Origin of the sequence: Luteitalea sp., assembly GCA_009377605.1 — a bacterium.
Taxonomy (GTDB): Bacteria; Acidobacteriota; Vicinamibacteria; order Vicinamibacterales; family Vicinamibacteraceae; genus WHTT01.
Map to the genome: position 1 here is coordinate 13,930 of WHTT01000041.1, position 25,373 is coordinate 39,302.

General features: G+C 64.6%; 17 protein-coding genes. 7 read left to right on the plus strand and 10 right to left on the minus strand.

The window, feature by feature from the left end:
* Nucleotides 1–25 precede the first annotated feature (25 nt).
* Complete coding sequence (locus tag GEV06_14930) at nt 26–964, minus strand: hypothetical protein (protein MPZ19186.1); 939 nt, start codon at nt 962–964, stop codon at nt 26–28.
* A gap of 76 nt (nt 965–1,040) precedes the next feature.
* Here GEV06_14930 and GEV06_14935 point away from each other — a divergent pair, with 76 nt between their 5' ends.
* On the plus strand, nt 1,041–2,564 hold the full coding sequence (locus GEV06_14935) for a tetratricopeptide repeat protein (GenBank protein ID MPZ19187.1): 1,524 nt from the start codon (nt 1,041–1,043) through the stop codon (nt 2,562–2,564).
* 100 nt (nt 2,565–2,664) lie between these two features.
* Here the strand turns inward: GEV06_14935 and GEV06_14940 are convergent, their stop codons facing one another.
* A complete protein-coding gene (locus GEV06_14940; GenBank protein ID MPZ19188.1) occupies nt 2,665–5,109 on the minus strand; it encodes a DUF87 domain-containing protein in 2,445 nt (814 codons plus the stop codon).
* Between the two features lie 46 nt (nt 5,110–5,155).
* On the opposite strand from GEV06_14940, the gene GEV06_14945 reads away from it, so the two are divergent.
* Both GEV06_14945 and GEV06_14950 read left to right on the plus strand, forming a co-directional pair.
* Entirely contained in the window at nt 5,156–6,091 is a 936-nt protein-coding gene (locus GEV06_14945; GenBank protein ID MPZ19189.1) for a metal-dependent hydrolase, read from the plus strand.
* Between the two features lie 45 nt (nt 6,092–6,136).
* On the plus strand, nt 6,137–8,068 hold the full coding sequence (locus GEV06_14950; protein MPZ19190.1) for an amidohydrolase family protein: 1,932 nt from the start codon (nt 6,137–6,139) through the stop codon (nt 8,066–8,068).
* Between the two features lie 54 nt (nt 8,069–8,122).
* Here the strand turns inward: GEV06_14950 and GEV06_14955 are convergent, their stop codons facing one another.
* From GEV06_14955 to GEV06_14975, 5 genes are all read right to left on the minus strand, one after another.
* Entirely contained in the window at nt 8,123–9,592 is a 1,470-nt protein-coding gene (locus GEV06_14955; GenBank protein ID MPZ19191.1) for a hypothetical protein, read from the minus strand.
* A gap of 29 nt (nt 9,593–9,621) precedes the next feature.
* Nucleotides 9,622–10,767, minus strand: coding sequence for a tetratricopeptide repeat protein (locus GEV06_14960; GenBank protein MPZ19192.1), 1,146 nt, complete (start codon nt 10,765–10,767; stop codon nt 9,622–9,624).
* A 17-nt stretch (nt 10,768–10,784) separates the two neighbouring features.
* Nucleotides 10,785–14,333: a hypothetical protein gene (locus tag GEV06_14965; GenBank protein MPZ19193.1), complete on the minus strand. Its 3,549-nt coding sequence runs from the start codon at nt 14,331–14,333 to the stop codon at nt 10,785–10,787.
* 376 nt (nt 14,334–14,709) lie between these two features.
* The gene (locus tag GEV06_14970; protein MPZ19194.1) at nt 14,710–15,948 is read right to left on the minus strand and encodes a 6-phosphofructokinase; all 1,239 of its coding nucleotides are present in this window, start codon (nt 15,946–15,948) and stop codon (nt 14,710–14,712) included.
* A 110-nt stretch (nt 15,949–16,058) separates the two neighbouring features.
* Nucleotides 16,059–17,327, minus strand: a complete 1,269-nt coding sequence (locus GEV06_14975; GenBank protein ID MPZ19195.1) for a 6-phosphofructokinase — start codon at nt 17,325–17,327, stop codon at nt 16,059–16,061.
* Here GEV06_14975 and GEV06_14980 point away from each other — a divergent pair.
* On the plus strand, nt 17,236–18,996 hold the full coding sequence (locus tag GEV06_14980; protein ID MPZ19196.1) for a hypothetical protein: 1,761 nt from the start codon (nt 17,236–17,238) through the stop codon (nt 18,994–18,996). The two genes, GEV06_14975 and GEV06_14980, sit on opposite strands and share 92 nt — an antisense overlap.
* A 90-nt stretch (nt 18,997–19,086) precedes the next feature.
* On the opposite strand, the gene GEV06_14985 is transcribed toward GEV06_14980, so the two are convergent.
* On the minus strand, nt 19,087–19,986 hold the full coding sequence (locus GEV06_14985; protein MPZ19197.1) for a serine hydrolase: 900 nt from the start codon (nt 19,984–19,986) through the stop codon (nt 19,087–19,089).
* Between the two features lie 86 nt (nt 19,987–20,072).
* Between GEV06_14985 and GEV06_14990 the strand changes: the two genes are divergently transcribed.
* Entirely contained in the window at nt 20,073–20,423 is a 351-nt protein-coding gene (locus tag GEV06_14990) for a PadR family transcriptional regulator (protein ID MPZ19198.1), read from the plus strand.
* A gap of 7 nt (nt 20,424–20,430) precedes the next feature.
* Nucleotides 20,431–22,146 carry an FtsX-like permease family protein gene (locus GEV06_14995; protein ID MPZ19199.1) on the plus strand — a complete coding sequence of 572 codons (1,716 nt, stop codon included), beginning with the start codon at nt 20,431–20,433 and terminating at the stop codon, nt 22,144–22,146.
* 37 nt (nt 22,147–22,183) lie between these two features.
* On the opposite strand, the gene GEV06_15000 is transcribed toward GEV06_14995, so the two are convergent.
* Nucleotides 22,184–23,137, minus strand: a complete 954-nt coding sequence (locus GEV06_15000) for a transporter (protein MPZ19200.1) — start codon at nt 23,135–23,137, stop codon at nt 22,184–22,186.
* A gap of 47 nt (nt 23,138–23,184) precedes the next feature.
* Complete coding sequence (locus GEV06_15005) at nt 23,185–23,787, minus strand: hypothetical protein (protein MPZ19201.1); 603 nt, start codon at nt 23,785–23,787, stop codon at nt 23,185–23,187.
* On the opposite strand from GEV06_15005, the gene GEV06_15010 reads away from it, so the two are divergent.
* Nucleotides 23,667–25,355 carry an aminotransferase class I/II-fold pyridoxal phosphate-dependent enzyme gene (locus GEV06_15010; protein ID MPZ19202.1) on the plus strand — a complete coding sequence of 563 codons (1,689 nt, stop codon included), beginning with the start codon at nt 23,667–23,669 and terminating at the stop codon, nt 25,353–25,355. The two genes, GEV06_15005 and GEV06_15010, sit on opposite strands and share 121 nt — an antisense overlap.
* Nucleotides 25,356–25,373 lie beyond the last annotated feature (18 nt).

Genomic DNA, 25,373 nt, shown 5'->3' on the forward strand with positions numbered 1-25,373 from the left:
GGCGTTTACCGCGCCCTCTCGGGTGTTATGGGTGATCGTCGTGGCCTCGCGGTGTCGCCACCCGCACGTCCGTTTCGACGGAGAACTTGCGATAGTCGGAATATTCGGTGGTCGTATGGAAGCCGAACTTCCTGAAAAGGAGCGTGCGGCCGGACATCTTCACGTGCATGAGTGAGGGAAGCCAGATCTCGTCGTTGACTTTCTTGCGCTGAAACGTGAGCTCGCTGCCCGCATGGAGGCGGCCGACGATCCCCCATCCGATCTTGACGTCATCGATGACCTCGATTGCCACCTGTGCGATCTCGAAGTCCTGCTCATTGACCCAGGCACGCCCGTGCATCTCCTTCATGGTCTTCCCGATGCGCGTCTTCGGGTCCGCGTCGGGCTTGGGGGTGAGCTCTGCGACGATCATCTGACGCCCGTCGAGGATGTCTCGGCCGATCAGTTGAACGTCGAACACCCGGAAGCCATCCTCGAGCCGCTCCTGCTCCTCTTGTCGCTCCTTGGCTCGTTTCTCGAGGCGCTCGGCACGCTCGTCCGGTGTCTCCTGTTCCAGCTTCTCACGGCGCTCGATCAGATCGTCGCGGTGCTCCTGATCCTGTTGCGCGACGACAGCAGGATCGAGTGGTTTCCCGTCGACGGCGACCAGCCGTTTGTAGGTCTCACCAGAGATTGGCGATGGATAGACCTCGAACTCGCGGAGGGGCCCCAGCGATACCTTGCCGAGCTTGCTCACCTTGATGTCGCGCCGCCGCTCGCGATACGTGTATTGCCGAAGGAGCTCCTCGTCTGTCTTGAGGCGGGCATGCACCTGCTCGCGTAACCACTCCGTGTCCGGCAGCGGTGCATCGACGTTGACCGGCCGGTCCAAGAGGTCGCTGGCGACCGGTTCTTGCGGGCGTGCGCTTGCCGCCGTCAGCAGGAGCAATAGCAGCGAAACCACAATGCGGGCAGATAGAACCACTAGTACGATTATAAAGATTAGAGACGTCAAAGGGGGCCCGCCGGCCTGACGCATCTTGCTGCTCTAGAATGACCCAATGTTCAGCGTGCTCCTGCTCGCATTGCTCCCATTGCTCGTGCTAGGACCTCCGCCGCACGCTGATGTTTTGCCTGGTCAGCAAGCGGTGCGAGAGGAACGGATCGTCGAGCTTGCCGGCCGTGCCAAGGAGGCGATGAGCTCGGGTCGGTTCGAAGAGGCCGCCAAGCTCTACGAGGAGATCCTGGTTGCGCATCCAGACGAGGCAGGACTCCACATGAACCTGGGCATGGCGCGAGCCATGGCGGGCCAGCCCCGGGCAGCGTTGCCCGCTCTCGAACGCGCGGCGCAACTGGATCCGTCGCTGCTCCCCGCGCAGCTCTTCCTCGGCACGGTCTACCTCGATCTCGGAGAGCCTGAGCGGGCAGTGGCCCCGCTCGAAAAGGTCGTCGCAGAACAGCACGACAACACGCAAGCTGCCCAAGCGCTCGGTGAGGCTCTACTGCAGATCGAGCGGTTCGACGAGGCGGCGGAACGGTTCGAGCGGCTCACAGAGGTGGCGCCGCAGTCTCCGAGCGGCTGGGCAGGGCTCGGCCGCAGCTACGAGGGCGGCGCGCGTCGCAGCTTCGGAGAGCTGCAGGAGATCGCACCAGGCTCACCCTACGTGTCGTTGATCGTTGCGGAGGTGATGGTCGCGACTCGCAAGCTGCCGCAGGCGTTCGCGCTCTACCGCGAGGCACAGAAGGCGTTGCCGGAGCTTCCCGGCGTCCATGAGGCGATCGCAGACATCTACGCAGCAAGCGGCCAGGCCGACTGGGCGGCCAGCGAGCGTGCCAACGCCCGCAAGATGGCGCCAGATTGCGGGCGCAAGCGTGCGGCCTGCGCGTTCCTGAAAGGGGAGCTGACACAGGCGGTACGGCTGACGAATGGGGAGCGGACGGCGGAGGCGTCGTATTGGCGGACGCGCGCGCTCAATCAACTGGCGACGCAGGCCTTTGCGCGGCTCGAGAGACTGCCGCCATCCGTCGAGCTCCATGCGGTCCGCGCTCGCATTGCCGCCGATCAAAATCGATCGCTGGACGCGGTCGAGGAGCTTCGCGCCGCGCTCGTGCTCGCGCCAGACGATCCGAGCCTCGAACGGGAGCTGGCGATGGCGCTCCACCTGGCGCGGGATCATGAAGCCGTGCTGCCCGTCGCTGAAAAACTGCTCGCCGTAGCGTCTGACGACCCCGAGCTAATATTCCTCTACGGCAGCGCGTTGCTCGACGCGCAACAGGTGGACCGCGCAATACCCTATCTCGAACGTGCCGTCGATGCCGTAGCGGCCCCCGTCGAGGCGCAGGCGGCGCTCGGCCGCGCGCTCATGCTGAAGGGAGAGGCGGCCGCCGCGATTCCACATCTCGAGGCGGCGCTCTCGACCGACGAGGATGGCAGTCTCTACTATCAGCTCGCGCAGGCGTATCAACGCAGCAAGAGGCCTACCGACGCACGCGCCGCGCTCGAGAAGTATCGCGACATCAAAGAGCGGATAGACGCACAGAAGACGGAGGCTGGGGCGTCACCGCCGAAGATCACGCCACCTTGATAATCCTCGAGTGTTTGTCGTGCGGGCCGCGGCGCGACAGCACCGAACGAGGGGTCTAAAGACCCCCCCTCGCTACTACGTGTTTGTGAGCACGACGACGTCAGGCGGACGTGGCGGGCACCCACGCGAGAGCGACCAAGGTGACCTCGATGTCCGCCTTGCGCGGACGCACCGCAAGCGTCTGGAGGTCGCCCGTGGCGCGTGCTCTCGCATCGAGCTTGGTGAGGTCCGCCTTCAACCGCCCCTCGAGATCGGCAATCTGCTGTCGAATGGCCTCCACATTCTCCGAGGCGCGCGCGACGTCGTCCCGTTCGCGCCGCACGCGGCCCGCTCCGCGCGCCGCGGTTGCCGCTCGGCCGAGGGTGCGCACGCTCAAACGTTTTCGACCGAGCATCGCACCCAGGATCGTCGCACCCACGGAGACTGCGGTCTGGATACCAGACTGGCTCACGTCCTGCTGCTCCTTGTCGAGCCGCTGCTCCGCGCGGCGCAGGCGCTCCTCAAGCGACGCCTGTTTGGGCGCGTACTTCTCCCGCAACTTCTCGACTAGCTCGTCCCGGGCTTCGCGTCCCGATTGGTCGACCCGCGCGCGGAAATCGCGTTCCGATTCACCGGGCTTCGACAGCTGACCCGTCTCTGGATGCTTGAACAGCTCGATCGTCTGACTGCTGTAGGCCCATCTTGCGAACGCTTTGCCCCACCTGCCGTAGCTTGCTGGTTTGCCCGCCGCCGACGGCAGATCGGCAAAGTGTGCACCATCCTGCGGTGATGACTCCAGCTCGCCGGTGCTGAGATCGACCAGCGTCGCACGCGCCCAATCGACCGGCACCGCTTCGGTGGTGATGGGCGTCAGGGCCACGACGGGTCGTGTGACGTCGACACCTTTTCGCGCGTCGACGAAGTGGAGGTTGGCAGCGCCAAGCACCATGGGCTGATATGTCATCGGTCCTGTCGTCGGCGTGTCGCTTTGGGACTCACCAGCGAGCGTCTCCGTGGGCAAGAAGTGTTGAACGATTTCGGGCGGCAACACTGGACCAACCGGCTGCGCGCTCGTGGCTGGTGCACGGGGCACGCCCGGCGCCGCTCTCGAAACAGGCGACGCTTCCGGCCCACCCTTGGTGGGCGCATCGGACCCGGAGCCGGGCGTCAGCCGTTTGATCTGCGCGCGTGTCAGTGGCCCGCACAGATACGAGAGGGCCCACCGCGACTCGAAGATCACGAGCTCATCGTCGTGCACGTTGTGCAGGAGAAAGAGACGTTTTCCCAGCCCCGCGATCAGCTGTTCCATGGCCTGCCGATCGAAGGCGCCGCCGGCCGTCGCGGAGACGCCCTCGAGGCCATCCATCACGCGTGCCTTGTCGCGCTCGGTTTGCAAGCGTCCAATGAGCCAGGTGCCGGTGTTGGCGAGCCCTTTGTAATCCAGATCAACTGGATTCTGCGTCGCCAAGACCACGCCCAATCCGTAGGCGCGTGCCTGCTTCAGCAGCAGGAGGAGCGGCTCCTTGCTTGGCGGATTGGCCACGGGCGGAAAGAATCCAAAGATCTCATCCATGTAGAGCAGCGCCCGCAGGCTCGTCGTGCCCGACTGGCTGCGCGCCCAGGCCAGCACTTCGTTCAACAGCAGCGACACGAAGAACATCCGCTCGCTGTCGTTCAGATGCGCGATGGAAAAGATGGCGCAGCGTGCCTTGCCAGACGAGGATCGCAGGAGGGCGCTCACGTCGAGCGGATCGCCCGAGAGCCAGGCGTCGAATCCGGGCGCCGCGAGGAGATTGTTCAAGACGGTCGCGAGCGCGAAGCGATCGTTCTCGGGATAGAAGTCGTCCACGCGGAGCGCACCAACGCGATCGAATGGCGGCTTTTGCACGTGCTGGATAAGGACCGGGAGGCTCGCGTCCACGGCGTCCGACCAGAGCGCCTCGAGGATCTTCGCCACGAGGATGTGCTCGCGACTCTTCAACGGATCGACGGCCAGCCCCACGAGCCCCAGCACGCTGGTTGCCGTCGTCGTGACCCGCTCCTGGAAGAGGTCGCTATCATCTCGGATTTCCTGTGGGGGCGCGCCAAAGGACTGGAGGATGTTCACCGGTAAGCCGGCCGTGCTGCCGGGCGTGTAGAGCGCGATCTCCGTCGCATCGCGGAGGCGCTTGATCCGAGAGGCGCTCTGCCCCCATTCGGCCAGGCCCGTCTTCCAGCGCTCGGCCTCGCGCGCCGCGAGCTCCTCGGCCGACACCCCTAGCTTGCGTGCCTCGTCTTCGTTCACCCAAGGTTGGAAGCTCTCGGGCGCGAGGTCGGGGAACGATAGGAGGAGGTTGCCGAGGTCACCTTTCGGATCGATCACGATTGCTGGCACACCATCGATGAGGGCCTCTTCGATTAAGACGGTGCATAGGCCGGTCTTGCCGCTGCCGGTCATGCCGACACAGACCGCATGCGTGACGAGGTCCCGGGAGTCGTACAGCAGCGGAGCCTCCTCCCGCTTCTTGGCAGACAGGTCATAAGGGCGGCCAAGATAGAACGCGCCGAGCTTCTCGAAATCCTCCATATGTCCTCCGTTCCATCATCGCTCCGTCGCGAGCCATGACGATCATATGTCCGACTGTGGCAGAATCAGGCACACTGGGAAGGAGGAGAGCATGTGGCAAGCGAGAGCGATAACGGCAGTCGTTTCATCGGCGGTGCTCATGGCAGCGGTCCTTCAGGCGCAGCCGGAGCGCCACCGGCGCGAGCGTGGCCTCGCCGTCGCGACCTACAATATCCATCACGGCAGCGGAAACGAGGACTGCACGACGCCGCCGGCCGAGCCGGGACAGCCTCCGAACGCGGACTGCAACCTCAACCTGGGGCGCATCGCGCACGTGATTCGGTCGCTCGATGCGAACATCGTGGGCTTGCAGGAGGTGGATCGCTTCTGGGCGCGCAGCGGCGACGTCGACCAGCCACGTGCGCTGGCCCACATGCTGCGCATGCATTCGTGCTACGGCGCCAACCTCGATCACCCCGCGGATGGTCACGCGAACGTGCCGCACCAATATGGCACCGCCATCCTGAGCGTGTGGCCGATTCAAGGGTGCCAGAACACACTGCTGCCACGCACGGACCCGGCCAACGAGCAGCGCGGCCTTCTCGAGGCGCGCATCAATGTGGGACACGTGCCACTCCATTTCTATGGCACACACCTGCAGCACAACAGTCTCGACGATCGGATCGTACAGGTCGAAACCATTGCTGACCGTGTCGCGATGGCAGAGCAGCCGGTGGTGGTCGTCGGCGACCTGAACGCCGTTCCGACCGAGCCGTCACTGCCGCCGCTCCTCGCACTGCTCACGGACGTATGGGTCGCGGCGGGCGAGGGGGACGGCTTCACGATCCCGGCGCGGCCAGACGCTCCGCCAGATCGCCGCATCGACTATGTGCTCGTGTCCCCGGACCTGACGGTTCGCTCGGCCAGCGTGGCCGTCAACAACGTGACGGCGATGGCTTCGGATCACTATCCGGTCGCTGCCACCCTGGCGATCCGCAAATAGAGCGGCAACGGGCAACGGGCAAGGGCCAAGGGACAAAGGAACCAAATGCGAAACACACGGCCGTCAGCCCGACAACGATCGTGCAGTGCTGTGAGTCTGTTGGCGCTGCTTGTCGGGCTGAGCGGGTCACCCTTGGCCCAGCCGTCCGCCACGTTCGCGATTGTCGGCGCCCAGATCGTCGACGGGTCGGGTAACGAGCCGTTCGAGGGCACGATTCTCGTGCGCGACGGGCGCATCGCGCAGGCCAGTCCCGACGTGGAAGTGCCGGACGGCGTCCGCGTGATCGACGGGCGCGGCAAGACGGTGCTCCCTGGCCTGTTCGACTTGCACGTGCATCTCTTCGGGCGCGGCGTGGGTCGGCTGACGACGGATCTGAGCAAGCACTTGGCAGCGTATCTCTACTGCGGCGTGACCACGATCGCAGAGCTGGGCACGAGCCCGACACACTTTGCGGCGGTGCGAGACCTTCTGGCATCAGCCGATGTCCACGGTCCGCGCGTCGCGTTGGCGGCCCGTTTGGCGGTGCCGGGCGGACACGGCACCGAGGGCGGATGGCCATCCGCGCACACACAGCGCGTGTCCACGCCGGAGGAAGCACAGGCCGCGGTCGACCGCGTTGCACGGTTCCGGCCGGACCTCCTCAAGGTGTTTGCCGACGGCTGGCGTTACGGGACGAATCCGGATCTCGCGAGCATGGATCTCGACACCCTCGAAGCACTGACCTACCAAGGGCGCAAACATGGCTTGCGCGTGCTCACGCATACGGTCACGGCTCAAGGTGCGCGTGTTGCGGCCGATGCGGGCGTGGCGGTAATTGGCCACGGCATTGGAGACGAGGTGGCGGACACGCGGCTGGCGAACGGTCTTCGCCAGCGCAATATGACCTACGCCCCCACGCTCAGCGTGTACGAGCTGCGCAGCCGCGATCGCTGGACGCAGTTGTTGTGGCATCTGGTAGAGCCGGCCACCCGGGAACGACTCGAATCGACCGCCACCAACCTAGCGTCTGGTCAAGGCAACGGTGCGCCGTCGCCTGCGGGTAACGCTGCCGAGCTCGCGCCACGCGAGAAGCGATGGCAGGTGCTCATCGACAACGTTGCCAAGCTTCGCGAGCAGGGCGTTCGCTTTGCTGTTGGGACGGACGCCGGCGTCGGGGGAACCCCGCACGGCTGGTCGACGCTTCATGAGGTGCAGCTGCTCGTCGAAGGCGGGCTGACCCCGCTCGAGGCGCTCACGGCTGCGACGGGGAATAGCGCCTGGGCGCTTGGCGTCGAGCATGACCGCGGGTTCATTTCGTCGGGCAAGCGTGCGGATCTCCTGCTCGTCGATGGTGACCCAGTGGCCGACATCACGGCCATCGAGCAGATCGCGCAGGTCTTTCTCGACGGGCAAGCCGTAGATCGTGGCGCGCTCGAGCGGCTGATGACGAGTGAGGCGCCCACGCCGCTGCCCGTCGTCTCGATCACGAGTCCGCTCATCGACGACTTCGAGGGGCGCGACGGTCAGACGTCGCGCGGCACGTACTGGATTGACGAGACAGAGTCTGGCGCGCACGCGACTCGCGTGGACATGACGCACGTGGCGAGAGGGGGAGGCCGGGCGCTTCGTGTCACGGCGACCATGAGCGACACGAAGGAGCCGTTTGCCACGGTGTCGGTGCCGCTCAGCGCGGCCGGCCTCTGGCCGGTGGATGTGAGCCGATTCCGCGGCATTCGCTTCGAGGCACGTGGTGAGGGACGCTATCGCGTGCTGCTCGAGACGCGCAACGTCCGCGACGAGGTGTACCACGAATCCAGCTTCGCTGCGTCCTCGAAGTGGATACCGGTGGCGATTCATTTCGCCTCCGTCTCCCAGCCGCGCTCTGGCGTGCGTGTGCCTTGGACCGGGAAGGATCTCACGGCGATTACGTTCGAGCTTGCTCGACAGCCCGGCTCATCGGCCTGGATTGAGATCGACAATCTCCAGTTGTATCGCTGAACGGCCGCCTCGCGAGGCGGCCCCTACCGTCGTCCGTGGCCTCGGCGAGGCGACCTATCGTCGTCCGTGGTAGGGCGCGTTCGCCGAACGCGCCGTGCTCGCGAGCCCCTTGCGTGTCGAACGCTGGTGGATCCAGATGCGGTCGTAGAGGGGCTCGGCGCTGGACGTGGGTTGCGTGAAGACGACCGTGCGCGTGTGAACGATGGGGAGGCCGATCTGATCGGCAACCTCGATCAACGTCTCACGTGTCTCGTTGTGCACGAAGTGGCCGCCCGGCGCGACTATTCCCGCCACATTCGCCAGTCCCAACAGCAATTCCACTTCGTCGAAGTACGTCAGGAGGTTGGTGGCGATGACGAGCTCATATGGTGGCCCCTCCAGACGGTCCGTGATGATATTGCCGCGCGCCGCATGGACGCGGGCACGGGCGTCCGGCGAGAGCCGGATGGATCGATGGAGATGCGCAGGCAGCCGCTTCAGTGGTGGCGTGGACGCGCGCACTGGCGAGCCTATGGCGCGACCCCACCGACCGAAGTAGGTGCGGTATTCAGGCGTCAGCGGCGCGCTCGACTGATCGGGAACGGCCGATAGCAGCTCGAGTGCGGGCGCCTGCTGGGTGGTCCGTAGCCGCTCGATGTGCGACACGACGCGCGGGTTGATGTCGACGCAGTCGATTGTGACCTCAGACACAGTGGCGAGATCGAGCGAGAGCAGGTCGTCGAGCACTCCGTAAGGTTGATAGCTCTGGGGCGGAATCTCATCGACCAGTCCAGTGCGGGATGCGAGTGTCAGACCCGGTCCCACGACCAGGACCCGTCGAAGGCGTGCGGATGGATTGAGCGACTGGATCACGCCAAGCGCCTGACGGACGGCGTAACCTGCCTCGACTCCCGTGTCGGTGCTGTATCCCCGTTGCTGGTAGAGCGAGGCGCCGGCATCGGTCGCGACGTCTCTCTTCTCGCGCGCGGCGGCAAACTCCTTGTCGTACAGGAACCGCATCACGCGCTCGTACTCTGCGGCCAGCACGGGAGCAAGACCTCGTACGCTGACGCGTGGGTCGCCGGCGACCAGATCGCGGAAATATTCAAGGCGCTCGTCAGGAGAAACGGGGACAGCCCTCGTTTTCACTTCCTGACGATGAGAAAACGAGGGCAGTCCCCGTTTCTCCCGCAGCACGTCCGCGAGGGCGTCGAGGCGCGCTTGTGCGTCCGCCGGCACGGCGCGCTGCTCATGGTGCATCTTCGCGCTCAGCGCAGGCTCGATCGCGGGCAGTGAGGTGAAGCTCCGGGCCTGGAGCGCGTAGTAAACGAGCGCTTCCCAATCTCCGTCACGCAGACGGTTAACCGTTTCTTTCTCGATGCGCTCGAGAGTCGATGAAAAGTCCGAGGTCTCGATCCCCTGGGCGGCCAGGTGTCGTTGTACTGCCGTCGGCAGATCGCTCCAAACGGCACGCCGGGTCGTGCCGTGAACCGCAGGGGCGGTCAGCAGTACCGACGCCAGAACCGCGACTGTGTGCGGACGCATGGCAATCGGTACGATCCTATCAGCACTCTCTATCGTGAATCCGGAAGATGCTGCAGGTCCGGGTTTAGCCGCCGTGCGCGAGCAAGGGCGGCACGGGACTCTTCGAGCAAGCCAAGGCGCTCGAGGGCCCGACCCATGTGGTAGTGGGCGAGGGCATGGTCGGCGGACACCTGTGTCGCGCGCCGGAGGTGTTCGAGTGCACCCATCGCATCACCGCTCTCGAGCTGGCGAACACCGATGTAGGTGAGCACGGAGGCTTCGTGCTGCAGCCTCGCGCGTTGCCGCAGACGCTCCGACTCGGTCAGGTTCGTGCGCGCGGCAGCGTCGTCTCCTGCCTGTCGAAGGACCTGCGCGAGCGTATAGTACGCGCCCGGCTCCTCTGGACGCAGCGTGATCGCGCGACGGAGCGACGTGGCAGCCGCGACCCACTTGCGCTGAGCCATCAGGACCGCGCCCAAGCTGTAATGTGCATCGGCGTACTCCGGCTCCGCCGCAACCGCGGCGCCGAGCGTTCTCGCAGCGCGCTCCAGGTCGCCCTGCTGCCAGTAAATGACTCCCAGGGTGTAGTACGCCTCGGGGCGCGACTCGGTTTCGAGCAAACGCTCGAGCGCGACGATGGCTTCCGGCAGCCGATCGGCGCGCTTGAGGGCAAGTGCCAGGTTGTAGCGCGCGAGCCCGTGGGCCGGTCTGAGCGCCAGCGCACGACGGAAGCTCTCGATCGCCGCCGCGAGGTCTTGCTCGGACTGCGCCAGTCCCAGTATGAAGTGCCGATCCGGATCGTTGGGGGCTGCCGCCAGTGAGGTGCGCGCCAGCCCCACGGCCTCACGTGCCTGCCCTGTCTTGACCAGGGCCAGTACCAGATTGCTGGTGGCCTTCGGAAACGTCGGGCGCCGCGCGATGGCCCGGCGGTAAGCCTCGATGGCGGCCTCGATCAGCCCCGCCCGCTCGAGTGCCAGCCCCAGGTGGTGCTGCACGTCGGCTTCGCCCGGCGCGAGCTCCGCCGCCTCCCAGAGCAGCGGAAGCGCTGCAGCATGATTGCCGTTCGCTTCGAGCTCCACCGCGCGCGCGTACACTGCCTTCGCACGCGCGGGCTCCCCCTGCGCGGCGGCGGTTGCCTGTACAGCGGGCAACACCGCCAAGACGAGCACTATGAACGGCCGGCCTCGAGCGGGCATGGCCGATGTGGCGATCGTCAGAAGAGCAGCTTGACGCCGAGCTGAATCTGACGAGGAAAGCCGGACTGGCGCTGGTTGTTCTTGTCAATTGTGCCGAACAACGGGCTGTCCAAATCCGTGTTGTAGTTAACCTCGTCGTAGTTTGCGACGTTGAACAGATTGAACACCTCGACGCGGATCTGCAAGCGGACGTCGCCAGCGAGGCGTGTCGTCTTGGCGAAGTTGATGTCGAACTGTCGATAAGGCGGCCGGCGAATGTCCTCCGAGCGGAACGCCAGGACACGGGACGAGAATGGCGGCCGGCTGGTGAACCACGGCTCGCTGCAGCCTGCGGGGCCGTAGGGGCTCCTCGGGATGAGCGTGCCGCTGTCATCGTATCGCGCCGTACATGGCGCCGAGATGGCCCGAATAATGTCCGCGCCGTAGTCGGTGTCCTCATTGATGGCTGCCGGATTCAGCGTTGTCCGCTCACCATTCGGATCCAGATACACATCGGGTATGTCCCACGGCCGCCCGGTGTTGTAGACGAATAGACCAGCCACCTCCCAGCCGCCGAACAGGGCGTTCAATAAGCCGCTGGACTCACCCAGAATTGCACGGCCCTCACCAATCGGGAGCTCATAAACGGTGGAGAACGTCAGCCGATGCGGCCGGTCCGACCAGTAATAGCCCTCCTGCGGAATCATGCGCTGAACGTCGAGCCAGCCCCAGCGCTCGATCATGCGCGAGAAGGTATAGGTGGCGTTGATCGTGATGCCATCGGAGAACCGCTTGTTCACGACAGCCTGGAACGAGTTGTAGTTCACGAGGCCATCGTTTCGCTCGAACTCTTCGATGCCGTCGAACTGTGGGTACGGCCGATTGAGATCCCAGCGTTCGATCGTTGCACCCTCGAAACGATCAGTCCCTTCGAATCCCGAGACCCCTTGAAACGGATTTTGCAGCCGGTCGCGGCAGAAGTCGGCGTTTCCGCCGAGCAGCGGGTTACAGCTATCGCGGAACTCGGCTGAGGGCTCGTTAATCCCGTTCCACTGCGTCTGCAGCTTACGCGTCCGGCTGCCAACGTAGGACAGCTCGACGGACGTGCCCCAAGGGAGCACGCGCTGAACACCGATGTGGAACTGGTGAACTTTCGGAATCTCGAAGTTCGGGTTCGAATAGTTCGGGCTTCGTCCGAGGTTGGTCTCCAGGCCGAGCGAGGAGCCCGGCGGTTGCGCGACACCCTGCGGGAACGGGTTGTCAAGCGTCACGCTCGGCGTCCGGTTACCGTCGAGCGTGGAGACCAGCGGCGTCGTGATGCTGTAGCCGGTCGTGAAGGTCGTGCCGGTCGGGTTCATGTAGTAGAGCCCGTAGCCGCCTTTCACGATGGTTCGGTCGTTCAGCATGTAGGCAAAGCCAGCGCGCGGCTGGAAGTTGTTCAGATCCCAATCGTACGGATACTTCTCCGGGGCATCGGGGCCACCAATGAATCGCAGACCGCCCATGATGTCGCCTGGGAACACCGAATGGTCGATCCGGTCGTTGGCGGGGTTGACCGCGCCTGGATCGAACGCATAAGCCATCCGTCTCTCTGCCTCCCAGACCGGTGAGTTGAGGTCCCAGCGGAGACCAAAGTTGAGCGTCAGCCGGTTGGAGATCTTCCAGTCGTCCTGAATCCAAGGGGCCCAGTAATTCCAGCGGTACTCGGGGAACAGGTTGTTGTTGATGTCGCCGTGGGTCGGAAGGCCGAGCAGGAACGACGCAAACGCGCTTCCATTGAGCGGATCGCCCTGATTCCAGTCCCGCCGCGTGAACCGGTCGTCATGTTGGATGCGCATGCCTCCCGCAGCTCCGCTGTTCTTTTGCGTGAGCCAGGTCATGCGCATGTCGAGGCCGCCTCGAATGCTGTGGCTCCCTTTGAGCCACGAGAAGTTCGGCTGAAAGCTGTAGACCGTTGTGGTGCCCCGGCCGAAGCCGTTTCGGCCGAGGTTCGTGAAGTCGTTGATGTTGATCCGCGGGAACATCTGATGTGGTATTTGGCCGACCAGGTCGGCTGAAAATCCGAGCTCAGTGGCGTCGAAGCCGAGGGCGGCATCGGTCCGCGACGCCTCGACGTACTGACTCAACCCTGACCGCAGGTTCAGGACGAACGACGGGCTCACGGTCCGCACCCAGTCCCACACACCCGTGTAATTGATGCGCTCGAGCGGCCCCTGTGAGTCCTCGGCCGGGCCAGTGATGCCGTTGAAGCTGCGGATCTCCTCGCGATAGTTCTGCGCGTAGCGGACGAACATCTTGGTCTTCTCGCTGAAGACGTGGTCGACCTTGGTCGCGAGATTGTAGAAATCGTCCGTTGCGAGGTTCGGCGACAGAAAGAAGTTGCAGCGATACGAGGCACACCCCTCGTCTGGAGCCTGGTTCGGCAACGGCCAGAAGTGCAGGAGGTTTGTGGCAATGGGGTTAATGCGATCCTGCGGAATGATGTTGTTCGGAAACGGAGCGCGCACCCAGTTTCCGTTCGCGTCGAGGCGCCCGGTCGCCGGATCGTAGATAGTGATCAGGTTGCCGCTCGCATCGCGATAGTTGCTGAAGTCGCCACGGCGCAGAGCTTCGTCCGGGTAGTGCTCGGTCTCGATGTTGGGATTGCTCTCCTTGTAGCCTTCCCAATTCACCATGAAGAAGGTCTTGTTCCGGACGATTGGACCGTCGACCTCGAAGCCGTACTGATCGAGCTTGTGATCAGGCCTTTCCTCCCCTTGCAGCTTCAAGAGGTCCCAGTTCGTGTCGAGCCATTTGCGCCGGTAGAACTCGTAGGCGGTGCCGTGGAAGTCGTTCGTACCAGACTTCAGCGACACGTTGATTGCACCGCCCGCGGACCGGCCGTGCTGCGCGTCGTAGCTGTTGGTGACGATCTTGAACTCCTGGACGGCGTCGACCGGCGGCACGTACGCGATGTTGTTGCCGCCCGCAATCGAGTTGTTGGGCGCGCCGTCGAGCGTGAACTCGTTGTTGCGGTTCCAGCCGCCATTGATCGACCAGTCGGCAATGGCACCGTTGTCGAACGGCCGGTGGTAAATCGCCGGCCCGTTGAACGTGATGCCGGATGACAGAATCGACAGCATGAACGGATTGCGCGTATTGAGCGGAATCTCCGTCACGCGCTTGCTGTCGATCACCGTGCCGCGGTCCGCCCGGCTTGCCTCGAGCGTGTCAGCCGTGACCGTGACGGTCTCGGTGAGTGCGCCCACCTCCATCGAGATGTTCAACGTGGCGGTCTGGCCCACCTGGAGCTGCAGGCTTTCCTGCGTGTAGCGCTTGAATCCATCGAGCTCGGCCGTCAGCGTGTAGAGGCCCGGTCTGAGGAACGGGAGTGTGTACACGCCTTCGGCGTTGGTGACTGCCGTCGCCGTTTCATTCGTGGCAGTGCTGGTGATGACGACGGTGACCCCCGGCATCGCAGCTGCCGACTGATCGGTCACACGTCCCGTGACGGTCGCGCGGAACTCTTGCGCCGCGGCCGTGCCAAGGGCCGACGCCCCGAGCACGATTGCCAAGGCGGCAATCCAGGCAGTTCGCGTGTACTGCATATCCACCCTCCTCAACGGAACAATCGCGGTCAACCCCGGGCGGTTCGACACACTGAGTTGAGTGGTCGTCCGAGGTCGCAACGAATGGTCTAACAAGTTGAAGCGAGCTGACTCTAACCCAACTCTCAGTGGAGGTCAACAGCGGTCGATTACGGTTGGCGAATCTCGACTATTGACACGCTGGCCTGTACGTCTCTCGAGGTGAAACCATCTATGACTGAGTCATCTCGACTCATTGGTATGACCATAGAAGCGCCATCGGCACGCGCGAGCTGACAGCCTCGCGTGGGGGTCCTGCTACTACGGGGGTATCTGGGCAGGCGCAAAGGACGAGGCAACAACCGTCAATTGGACAAGCGTCGATTGGAAAACGATCTCACGCGGCGAGCTTACCGAAGCGCGCGCGGAACTCTTCGACCGACAGCTTGCCGGCGTCGGCCAGCCGCGCCACCCAGTCGGGATCCTCGAAGTCGCGCGGACCGAGGCGGACCATGTAGTGGCGGGCAACCTGGTATCCCTCGGTGTCGATGTCGACGGCGCGCAGTCGTCCGCGGCCGGTGGCCGGATCGAGGATGTCGCGGAACGGGATCGGCTGCATCTCACCACCCTGAATCGTGATGAGGGCGCCGGAGCCGCCGGCGATGAGATATTCGACGGCAGCATAGCCGAGATCGCGAGCGTACTCCGCGTCGAGGGGGATCGGCGGTGCAGAACGGAGCTCGTACCCAATCGTCTTGTCGACGAGAGTCACCTTCACGCTGCGGCGCTCGAGCCGTCGCTCGACCTCCGCCTTGACCTTGCGCCCGAGGGCCACTTCGGTCACGCGAATGTTGCCTTGCGCATCGCGGTCGACATCCTGGAGCTCCTGCACCTCGTGCGGGTCGAAGCGCTCGACCAACGCTTCCGAGAGCAACACGACGCCGTGTGATCGGCCAAGGGCGCGCCGCTTGATGATGGCTCCCTCGACAATGTCGGCAACGTCGCCCAGGCAGATCCGCCCGTCCGGGAACTCTTCGGGAATGATCGTGCAGGTCACGCTCGCAGCTTTGCCGATGCCGAGCGTCAGGTGGCCGGTCGGTCGGCCCATGGTGACGCCGAGATACCAGCGCCCGGTCGTTCGCGCGTCTTCCATCAGCGCCTTCACGAGCTCGACGCCTACGTGGCGCGCCGTCTGGTACCCGAGCGTCGGCACGGGCAGCGGCATCCACAGATCGTTGTCGATGCTCTTGGGCACTTGCACGACGCGCAAGCTGCTACCAGCGCGGGCCTCGAGCGCCACCACGCTCCGGACGAGATCGTCACCGCCGATAGCGATGAGGGCGTCGATGTGTAACTTCTTGAGCGCCGCGATCGTGTTCTCCAGTGCCTCTGGATCACGCGTGAGGTCGGTGCGCGATGCGCCGAGCAATACGCCGCCGTCCAGGTGCACACGCGAGATCTCGTCGATCGAGAGCTCGTGCTGCTCGTCGGTGTACCGCTGCGCCAACCAAGTGAAGCCCTCGTGGAAGCCGATTGGCACCACGCCCGCATTCAACGCTTCGATAGCAGCGGCAGAGATGACGCCGTTGGTGCCCGGCGCCGGCCCACCACCGACGACAATGCCGATTCGTTTGATGTCCAATGCAGAGTCCTCGCCGTCGTCGCTGGTAGGGCGCGTTCGCCGAACGCGCCGTGATCGTGAACCCCGAGGGGGCGCCGCCTGGGCGAGGCAGCCCTACCGTTTTATCATCGGGCACTGACCACTGACCACTGACCCAGAGGCTCGAATCGCTCTCGGAACGTTCCCACGGAGAGATTCGCCGCTTCGGCAAGCTTGGTCACCCATGCGTTGTGCGCGAAATCGTCGCGCTCGAGCCGAATCATGTACGCGCGCGCGACGCGATACCCCTCTGCTGCCGTGTCGACCAGGCGCACCCGCGTCTTGCCCGTCTCGGGATCGCGGAGGTCGGCAAACGGGATGGGCACCAGCCGCCCTCCCTGGATGCTCACCATGGCGCTGCTGCCGCCGGCCATGAGAAACCGAATCGCGCCGTTGCCGAGATCGCGGCAGTACTCCGCGTCGTATGGGATTGGATCGCAGCACCTCAGCTCGTACCCGAGGTTCTTGTTCGTCACCGTGAGCTTGATATCCCGCTGGCTGAGTCGTCCTTGCACTTCCGCCTTGACCTTGCGCGCGAGGTCGATCTCCGCAAAGCGAATGTGCCCGTGCTCGTCGCGCTCGACGTCCTCCAGCTCCGCGAGCTCCTCCGGATCCAGCTTCTCGATCACGCCTTCGGCGAGCACGGCGACGCCGTGGCCCCGGCCGAGCGCGCGCTGCTTGATAATCGCGCCTTCGACGATGTCGCAGATGTGCGAGAAGGGGAGACGCGGCTCCGAGAACTCCTCGGCGATGACGGTCAAGGTGGCACCTGCCGCCTTGCCGATACCGAGCGCGAGGTGACCCGCCGTCCGGCCCATGGCCACGACGATGTACCAGCGACGCGTCGAGCGCGCATCCTCCATGAGGTTGCGCACCAGCTCGACGCCCACGTGCCGCGCGGTTTGAAAGCCGAAGGTGGGGATGTGCGGAGGCAGCGGGAGATCGTTGTCGATGGTCTTCGGCACGTGCACCGTCCGAATGCGTCCATTGGAGCGCTCCGCCACCGTCCGTGAGGACAGCGCCGTATCGTCGCCACCGATCGTGACGAGCGAGGTGACGCCAGCCTGCTCCAACGTCTCGACCACGGCCCGCATCGACTCTTCGGCCTTGGTCGGATTCTCACGCGCCGTGCCGAGCACCGATCCCCCAAGCAAGTGCACCCGCGATACATCGTCAATGGTCAGCGGGCGGACCTGCGAGGTGTCGCGACGAACGAGATGTTTGAACCCATCGCGCACGCCAACCACAGAGAATCCTTGATTGATGGCCTCGATGGTGGCCGACGAGATGACAGCGTTGATCCCAGGCGCAGGACCGCCGCCGACGAGAATCGCGAGTGTGCCTCGAGCCGACATACGTATTCGATTCTATAGCATCATGCGAGATAGTATTGAGTACGCCACGCCGACTGTGACAGCAGGTCGTGGTTTGAGGGTGATGCGTCGCTGGCAGACCGTGCTGGTCGTGAGCGGGCTGGTGCTCCTCGTCTTGATCGGGGGAGCCGCATGGCTGCTGATCCGCGCGACGAGCCAAGCCCGCGAGAGGGTTGTCGCCTACCTCGAGGAGCGCCTCGACAGCGAGGTCGAGCTCGCTGCGCTGGAGATCGATCTCTGGCCCCTTCCCTCGATTGCCGGCCGTGGTCTCGTCGTGCGACACCACGGACGGAGCGACGTGCCTCCGCTCGTCAGCATCCGCGAGTTTTCCGCAGATGCCACGTTCCGCGGCTTGCTGTGGCGGCCGCTGCGCGTGCGGCGCGTCCGCCTGGACGGCTTACGGCTCCACGTCCCACCAGGGGGAAGGGCCGAGGGGCGAGCGGGTGTGGAGGTTCGGCCGGCGAGCGTAGCGAGCGCTGCGTTTACCCAGGAGCCGGCGGCACCGCAGGAACAGCGCCAGCCAGCCGTCGTGGTCGATGAGATTCTCGCCGACCAGGCGCGGCTCGAGATCGGAACGAGCCGGACTGACCGGCCGCCACGCCTGTTCGAGCTGCACCGCATGCGGCTGCAGGAGTTCGCGATCGAGCACGCGAGTCGCTTCGACGCCCTCCTCACCAATCCACAGCCGCCCGGGCAAGTCACGACGTCCGGCACGTTCGGCCCCTGGAACGGCCAAGAGCCGAGCGCGACGCCGCTTGCCGGCAGGTATACCTTCGAACGGGCTGACCTCGGCGTCTTCAAGGGCATCGATGGCACGCTCGTCTCGCGTGGTGAGTTCGGCGGCCGGCTGGAGCGCATCGACGTTCGGGGTAAGGCGGACGTGACCGACTTCGAGGTCAAGGTGGCGGGCAATCGCGTGCGTCTCGTCTCGGAGTTCGTGACCGTCGTCGATGGGACCAATGGCAACACCGAGCTCACGGATGTGCACGCCACCTGGCTGGACTCTGCGCTCGACGCGCAGGGGGCGGTGACCGGTGAAAGAGGGAAGCGCGGCCGCACCGTCGCGCTCGACGTCACCATGCAGCAGGCTGCGCTGCGCGACGTGCTGCAGTTCGCCATCAGTGATGAAAAGGTGCCGCTCGAAGGCCTCCTCGATCTGAAGACGCGGTTCGTGTTGCCGCCCGGTGAGGCGGATGTGATCGAGCGTCTCGAGCTCGACGGCGACTTCGAGATCGAGCGGGCGAAGTTCCTCAGTCTGAACGTGCAGAAGGCGATCGCGGAGCTGAGCCGACGTGGACAGGGTGAGATCGACGCGGAAACTGGCGAGAGCGTCGTCTCGAACCTGCGTGGCCATATCGCGCTCAGCGACGGCCAAGCGCGCTTCTCCAAATTGACCTTCGAGGTGCCGGGCGCCGAGGTTCGGCTGACCGGCGTCTACGCCATCCCGCGTGAATGGCTGGATTTCCGCGGCGAGCTGCGCTTGGATGCCACAGTTTCACAGACACAGGAGGGCTGGAAGCGCCAGGTGCTCAGGCCGTTCGATTCACTGCTTCGCCGCGATGGTGCCGGCACCATCGTTCCCATCAAGATCACCGGACCGCGCGCCAAGCCAAAGTTCGGCGTGGAGGTGAAGCGCATCTTTCGACGATAGCGTCTCCGCACACACTGTTCTACGACACACGTAGACACATGTAGCGCGCGGCCTTCAGGCCCCTCGCCCGCGCGGCCTGAAGGCCGCGCGCTACAAAGGTGCCGACAGGCCCTCGACGAGCAGCTCCGTCAGCTGCCAGATCAGCTTCTCTCCCACGTTGTCCGGGGAATAGTCCGTTTCCGGCATGTCTTCGACCGTGATGGCCAGCGCCACCGGGTCCGCGTGGCTGTAGATGATGCCCACGTCGCTGCGGAGCGCGTTGAGCGAGCCGCTCTTGCTGGCGACCGTCCAATCCTGTGGGGCATGCCGGCCCATCGAGGCGGTGACCTGCTGCTTCTTCAGGATGTCGACGACGTCTTTCGAGGCGGCGGCGCTCACGATCTTGCCCTGGTGCAGCTGCTCGAGCAGCGTCACCATCTCACGCGGTGTCGACACGCCGAGACCGAAGCGCCTGTTCTCCTCGACCATCCCAGCGTTGCTCCAGCCGGTGGGCGGCTCATCACCGCCGATGATTTTGCGATTCAACCGTGTTTGGGTGAGGCCAATCGTATCGAGATATTCGTTGACGGTGTCTGCACCGATGCGGTCGATGAGCAGATTCGTGGCCGTGTTGTCGCTGACGATGATCATGAGGATGGCGAGGTTTCGGACCGTGAGGTCGGTGCCGTCGGCCAGGCTCTGGAGAACGCCGGAGCCGGAGACCTTGTCCTCGGGCTTCAGGACCAGCGGCTCGTCCCATTTCACCTTGCCCTGAGCCACGAGCGATTGCAGCGCGCAAAGAATGGGCAGCTTGATCGTGCTCGCCGTCCGTACGCGGTCGTCTGGGTTGGACGCAACCTCCCGGCCGGTTCTCAGGTTCTTGGCGTAGAGGACCACCGTCCCCTTGAACCCCTTCGTGATCTCGGCGATTCGGTCGGCCAGTGGATCGGCGGCGGCCGGCGACGCGAGCCGTGCGAGCAAGACGAACGCGACGAGCAGTAGGCGGCGCATGCGCCATCTTGTCCCGTGGGCGTGGCACACGCAAGTGGTGCGGAGAGGTAGACATCTCCATTCAGGTAGATTATCTTCTGAAGAGGATGCCGAAACGAGGCAGTGTGCCGATGCAGGGAGAGTTGCTCCAGGGAACCCTCGACCTGCTGATCCTCAAAACCCTCGCACTCGGGCCAGCCCACGGACACACGATCGCCCACGCGATCGAGCACCGGTCCGAGGAGGTGCTACAAGTGGAGCACGGGTCGCTGTATCCCGCGCTCCACAGGCTCGAGGATCGCGGCTGGATAGCCTCCTTCTGGGGAACGTCGGCGAACAATCGCCGCGCCCGCTATTACCGTCTCACACACAAGGGACGTGCACAGCTGGCGGCACAGACCTCGCGGTGGGACGAGATCGTCCGCGCGGTCAATCGGATTCTCCGTCCAGCCGAGTGAGACGCGTATGAGCTTGTTCCGCTTCTTGCGACGCGCGCAGTGGGATGTCGAGCGCGCCAAAGAGCTCGACGATTACCTGGCCCACGAAATCGACGACAACGTCGCACGCGGGAAGAGCTCGGACGAAGCCAGGCATGCCGCGCGCCGGAAGCTGGGGAGCCCTCTGCGGATCCGTGAGGAGATCTACGAGATGAACACCATTCCATTGCTGGAAATGATCGGACAGGACCTCCGCTACGGTATACGAATTCTTCAACGGAACCGGTTGTTCTCGCTCGTGGTGATCCTGACGCTCGCGCTCGGCATCGGCGCCAACACCGCCATCTTCAGCATCGTCAACGCGGTGCTGCTGCGCCCGCTCCCGTACAACGATGCCGATCGGTTGGTGCGGATCGTTCAGAATCGCACGGGTGCGCCGGCCGGCATGCCGGAGCGCCTTTCCGGTATGTCCACGGACGATTTTCAGATCTGGCGTGAGCGCACGCAGACGCTGTCGCACATGGCCTTGTACGGACCGGACTCGATGACACTCACCGACCGGCCGCGCGGGTTGCTCGCCGCCGGGGAGATCGCGCTGGCCACCGTGCTGCTGATCGGTGCCGGCCTTCTGATTGGCAGCTTCGCGAAGCTCGCCAGCGTGGATCCCGGCTACGAGGCGCGCAACGTGCTCACGTTCCAGGTGGCGCTGCCGCAGACGCGGTACCCCGATACGGCACGACAGACCTTCTACGATCAGCTGCTGACCCGTCTGCAATCTACGCCTGGCGTGCAAGTGGCAGGCCTCGCAAACACCCTGCCCCTTCAGAGTGGCATCATGCGGTTGTCGCTGAACATTCAGGGACAGCCTACGCCGGCGCGCCCCGAGGAGATCCCCTTTGCCGACAGTCGCGTGGTGAGCGCCAGTTACGTGCCGGCCATGGGGCTCGAGGTGGTGGCCGGCCGCGCGTTCACCGAGGCCGACCGAGACGGCCAGCCACAAGTGATGATGATCAATGAGACGCTCGCGCGCCGCTATTTCCCCGACCAGAACCCTCTGGGGGAGCTCGTCCGCCTCGGGAGCGAGACGCCCTTTCGTGTCGTCGGCGTGGTTGGTGACGTCCGCCACGCTGGGCTCGACGCCGAGCCGCAGCCCGAGATCTACCTGGAGTACCGTCAGGCGACTGGGACCATGCCGGGCGGCCCCGGGATGGTGTTCTTCGCGGTACGGACGGCCGGCGATCCGACGGCGATGGCCGCCATGGTGCATAGTCTCGTGAGGCAGCTCGATCCACAGCTGACCGTCGACAACGTCGCCAGCCTGGAGCAGCAGGTGTGGGACTCGGTGGCGCAGCCGCGCTTCTACGCGGCCGTGCTAGGGCTGTTTGCCGCAGTGGCCCTCGCGCTGGCGAGCATCGGCATTTACGGCGTGATGGCGTACTCGGTCAGCCAGCGGACCCGGGAGATCGGTATTCGGATGGCGCTTGGCGCGCGCGGCCCGGAGGTGCTGCGCCTCGTGCTCGGCCAGGGCATCGCGCTCGCAGGCGTCGGGATGGTGGTCGGCCTCACGGGCTCGGCGCTCCTCTCGCGATATCTCGAGGGTCTGCTCTTTGGCCTGACGCCTCTCGATCCCTCGACGTTTCTTCTCGTTTCGGTGGTGCTCCTCGCGGTGGCCGCGCTTGCCTGCTACATTCCCGCCAGCCGCGCCATGCGCGTGGACCCGGCGACGGCGCTACGAGCAGAGTAGCGCCGGCTGGCTCGCCTATCGCTCTGACTTGGATCGGTCAATGCACAAAGTTGATCGCCAGCGCCGGGGTGATCGTCGTAGCCGTATTGCGCCCTGCAGCAATCACGCGGGCCCCAAGGAGTACGCCAATGTTGTTCCTCCAACTGTATTCGATTGCCGGCGCCAGGCCGAACGCGACGCTGGAGCCAGAGTCGCGCTGGTCGCTGGCCGAAGTCGGGTGCAGGATGCTGTGTCCAATCACGCGAGTATTGCCACTGCGGTGGTAGGTCGCGTCGAGCGCGAGCACCCAACGTCGAGTCACGCTGTATTCCCAGGATGCGTCGACGAAGAAAGAGTTGCCGGGCTTCGCGTGCCCGCGAAAGCCCGCTTCCGTGCCGTAGACACTCACATCTTCGATGCTCGCGCGGCTCGAGAACGCTTGCGACACGTTGACGCGCATCCGTAGGATGCGGCCATTCGGCAGCCAGAAGTAGGTCTGGGAGTAGATCGCCAACGTGGTGGTGCAGGCGCCACTACCGAGGCCGTCGCTCGGTCGGTCGCCCAGCTGATCGTACTTCCCGGTCGGAAACGTTTCCTGCACGGCGATGGAGGTCGTCGGCATCCATCGGCCCTCGCGAAACTGCGTGAGCCGGTACTGCGCCTGCACGGTGACGTCGCCCAGGCCGACCCCCGAGCTGCTCAGCCCGTCGCTCACGTCGTTGTAGCCCACCGTCGGGATCATGCCAATCGTGAGTCGGTCTGCGAGCCCGTAGAGCACGTACGCCAGCGACCCGAAGCCGTGCGAACGGCTGACGCTGCGCCGGACGCCGTCGCCGTCGAAGCGGCCCTGCGTCGTGACGTCATACAGGTACGGCTCGATCAGGAAATGTCCGCGCGGTAGCGTCGCGGCCGAGGGCGCCAGCATCGGGCCGGTCCACCACGCATCGTCCAGCGACTGGCGGACGACACTAGGAGATGACGAGACCTGCTGGGCATTGGCAAGGCTGGTCATCAACGTCAGCGCGCCGAGCGTTCCCTGAATCGCTCTCCCAATGGGGCTCATGGGTTGTGCCGGCTGAAGGTGGCAATCCAGTTCGGCTCCCACGTCTTTCCGCCGTCGGCAGAAAACGACTGCTCGAACCGAAATGAGGTTGGCGTGATATCGGAGAAGATGAATCGGACGAAGATCGCCCTGCCCTGAAACATCTCCTGGTTGAAGAACTCGCCACGGCCATTCGTGAACTCGCCGATCATCGGTGGCCCCAAGCTCCCATCGCGGCTGTTGGCCCAAGAGATGCTCCACTGGCGCGACTGCGGGTTGTACAGGCGTAAGCTCAGGCCTTCGATGCGGGTCGTCGAGCTCTCGACCTGGAGCTCCCCCAAATTGGCGCGGCCGTTCCACACGCGTCGCACGACGGAAGTGCCCTCGAGATCGATCCAGGTATCGGAACCCGTCAGTGGCTCGACCAAAAGCCTGATATGAGCCTTCCAGCGTCCGAACTCGAAGTCGAAATCGTGTTGTCCATCTCGTTCCGCGCCGGATGTTCGCGCTTCGGGCGTCGCCTCACCCGAGTCCGTCTGGGCCGCCACGTGTGGCGAGCACAACGCGACAATCAGCGCACACAGCAAGGAGGACGTCCGAACACGCTGCAATACCTGCATCTTCCTTCTCCGTTCCCTGTTGGCGTTCGTGTTCTCTCGACCCGGATGGCCATTGCCGAAAGACAGGCGTCCGGAAGACACCGACTAGTTTGGAGTGTGCGCCAGCATGTGGTATTTCTAAAGATCCACTTTCCGTGAAACTAGCGATACCATTTTCGGAACACGGCGGGCCGCTCTTCCGGCAGGTCTATCTCCGCGTGCGTGCGGCGATTCTGTCGGGCGCTCTCCAGAGCGGTGAGAAGCTTCCGTCGACCCGACAGATGGCGGAGCAACTTGGCATCTCGAGAACGGTCGTGTTGCTGGCCTACGATCAGTTGCTGGCCGAGGGGTTCGCGGTGGGTCGCATCGGATCGGGAACCTATGTCTCCGCTCCGGTGCGCGTTAGCCGGTCGGCTCGGTCCGAAGGGGCAGTCGCGGTGCGCCTGTCGCGCTTTGGATCTGCCGCCGCAGCGGCATGGGCGAGGGTGAACGTCCCGGAGCGGCGGAGCCGCTCGCTCCTTTATGACTTCGCGTACGGGCGGAGCGACCTGGAAACGTTTCCCTTCGAGATGTGGCGGCGCATCCTCCTGCGATGTGCCCGGAAAGCGCGGATCTCAGAGCTGGACTACGGTCCAGCCGCGGGAAACGTTGCGTTGCGAGAAGCGATCTGCGTCCACTTACGACGGTCGCGCGCCGTCATTTGTGATCCGGCGCAGGTGGTGGTGGTGAACGGCTCACAGCAAGCACTGGACCTGGTTGCTCGAGTGTTGATCGAACGGGGCGATCGAGTTGCCATTGAAGACCCAAGCTATCAGGGCACGCGTGAGGCTGTTCGCGCGGCTGGCGCTGATGTGCTGCCGATCGCGGTTGATCGCGATGGTCTGAACCCGGCCCAGCTCCCGCCGAGCGCTCGGATGGCGTTCGTCACGCCGTCGCACCAGTTTCCAACCGGCGCGATTCTCCCGCTGGCGCGACGACTGGCGCTCCTCGAATGGGCCAAGCGCAGACAGGCGGTCATCGTCGAGGACGACTACGACGGAGAGTTTCGCTACGAAGGACAGCCTGTGGAGCCGCTCTATGGCTTGGACGATGGCGCGCACGTCGTCTACATTGGCACCTTCTCGCGTACGGTCTTTTCGGCGCTCCGGATCGGCTACCTCGTTGCGCCACAATCGCTCGTCGCCGCGCTGACCTCGGCCAAATGGCTGTCGGACCGGCACACGACGACTCTAGAGCAGGAAACGCTCGCAGAATTCATGTCCTGCGGCATGTACGAGCGTTACCTCCGTCGCGTGCGTCGCAGAAATGCGCAGCGCCGGCGAGTGCTCCTCGAGAACATTCACGCGTACCTCGGTGATCGGGTCCAGGTGACCGGTGAAGGCGCTGGGGCCCACGTCGTCTTGTGGCCAAGCCGTCGCGTATCCGAAGAGGCGGTGATCGCGGGCGCTGCGGCGCGCGGCGTCGGCGTTTATGGCATCTCTCCGTACTTTCTGAAACGGCGCGTCCGAACGGGAATCATGCTCGGATACTCACGCATGAAGGAAACGGAGATTCGGGAAGGCATCCGACGCCTTGCTGACGCGTTGTGATCGCGTCGACCTGCTGCA

What these genes read in the sequence shown, in the direction of transcription:
- GEV06_14935 (MPZ19187.1), top strand. Translation starts at nt 1,041, where the DNA reads ATGTTCAGCGTGCTCCTGCTCGCATTGCTCCCATTGCTCGTGCTAGGA.
- GEV06_14940 (MPZ19188.1), bottom strand. Translation starts at nt 5,109, where the DNA reads ATGGAGGATTTCGAGAAGCTCGGCGCGTTCTATCTTGGCCGCCCTTAT.
- GEV06_14960 (MPZ19192.1), bottom strand. Translation starts at nt 10,767, where the DNA reads ATGCCCGCTCGAGGCCGGCCGTTCATAGTGCTCGTCTTGGCGGTGTTG.
- GEV06_14980 (MPZ19196.1), top strand. Translation starts at nt 17,236, where the DNA reads ATGGCCTCGATGGTGGCCGACGAGATGACAGCGTTGATCCCAGGCGCA.
- GEV06_15000 (MPZ19200.1), bottom strand. Translation starts at nt 23,137, where the DNA reads ATGACCAGCCTTGCCAATGCCCAGCAGGTCTCGTCATCTCCTAGTGTC.
- GEV06_14975 (MPZ19195.1), bottom strand. Translation starts at nt 17,327, where the DNA reads ATGTCGGCTCGAGGCACACTCGCGATTCTCGTCGGCGGCGGTCCTGCG.
- GEV06_14985 (MPZ19197.1), bottom strand. Translation starts at nt 19,986, where the DNA reads ATGCGCCGCCTACTGCTCGTCGCGTTCGTCTTGCTCGCACGGCTCGCG.
- GEV06_14945 (MPZ19189.1), top strand. Translation starts at nt 5,156, where the DNA reads ATGTCCGACTGTGGCAGAATCAGGCACACTGGGAAGGAGGAGAGCATG.
- GEV06_14965 (MPZ19193.1), bottom strand. Translation starts at nt 14,333, where the DNA reads ATGCAGTACACGCGAACTGCCTGGATTGCCGCCTTGGCAATCGTGCTC.
- GEV06_15005 (MPZ19201.1), bottom strand. Translation starts at nt 23,787, where the DNA reads ATGCAGGTATTGCAGCGTGTTCGGACGTCCTCCTTGCTGTGTGCGCTG.
- GEV06_14990 (MPZ19198.1), top strand. Translation starts at nt 20,073, where the DNA reads ATGCCGAAACGAGGCAGTGTGCCGATGCAGGGAGAGTTGCTCCAGGGA.
- GEV06_15010 (MPZ19202.1), top strand. Translation starts at nt 23,667, where the DNA reads ATGTTCGCGCTTCGGGCGTCGCCTCACCCGAGTCCGTCTGGGCCGCCA.
- GEV06_14995 (MPZ19199.1), top strand. Translation starts at nt 20,431, where the DNA reads ATGAGCTTGTTCCGCTTCTTGCGACGCGCGCAGTGGGATGTCGAGCGC.
- GEV06_14955 (MPZ19191.1), bottom strand. Translation starts at nt 9,592, where the DNA reads ATGCGTCCGCACACAGTCGCGGTTCTGGCGTCGGTACTGCTGACCGCC.
- GEV06_14950 (MPZ19190.1), top strand. Translation starts at nt 6,137, where the DNA reads ATGCGAAACACACGGCCGTCAGCCCGACAACGATCGTGCAGTGCTGTG.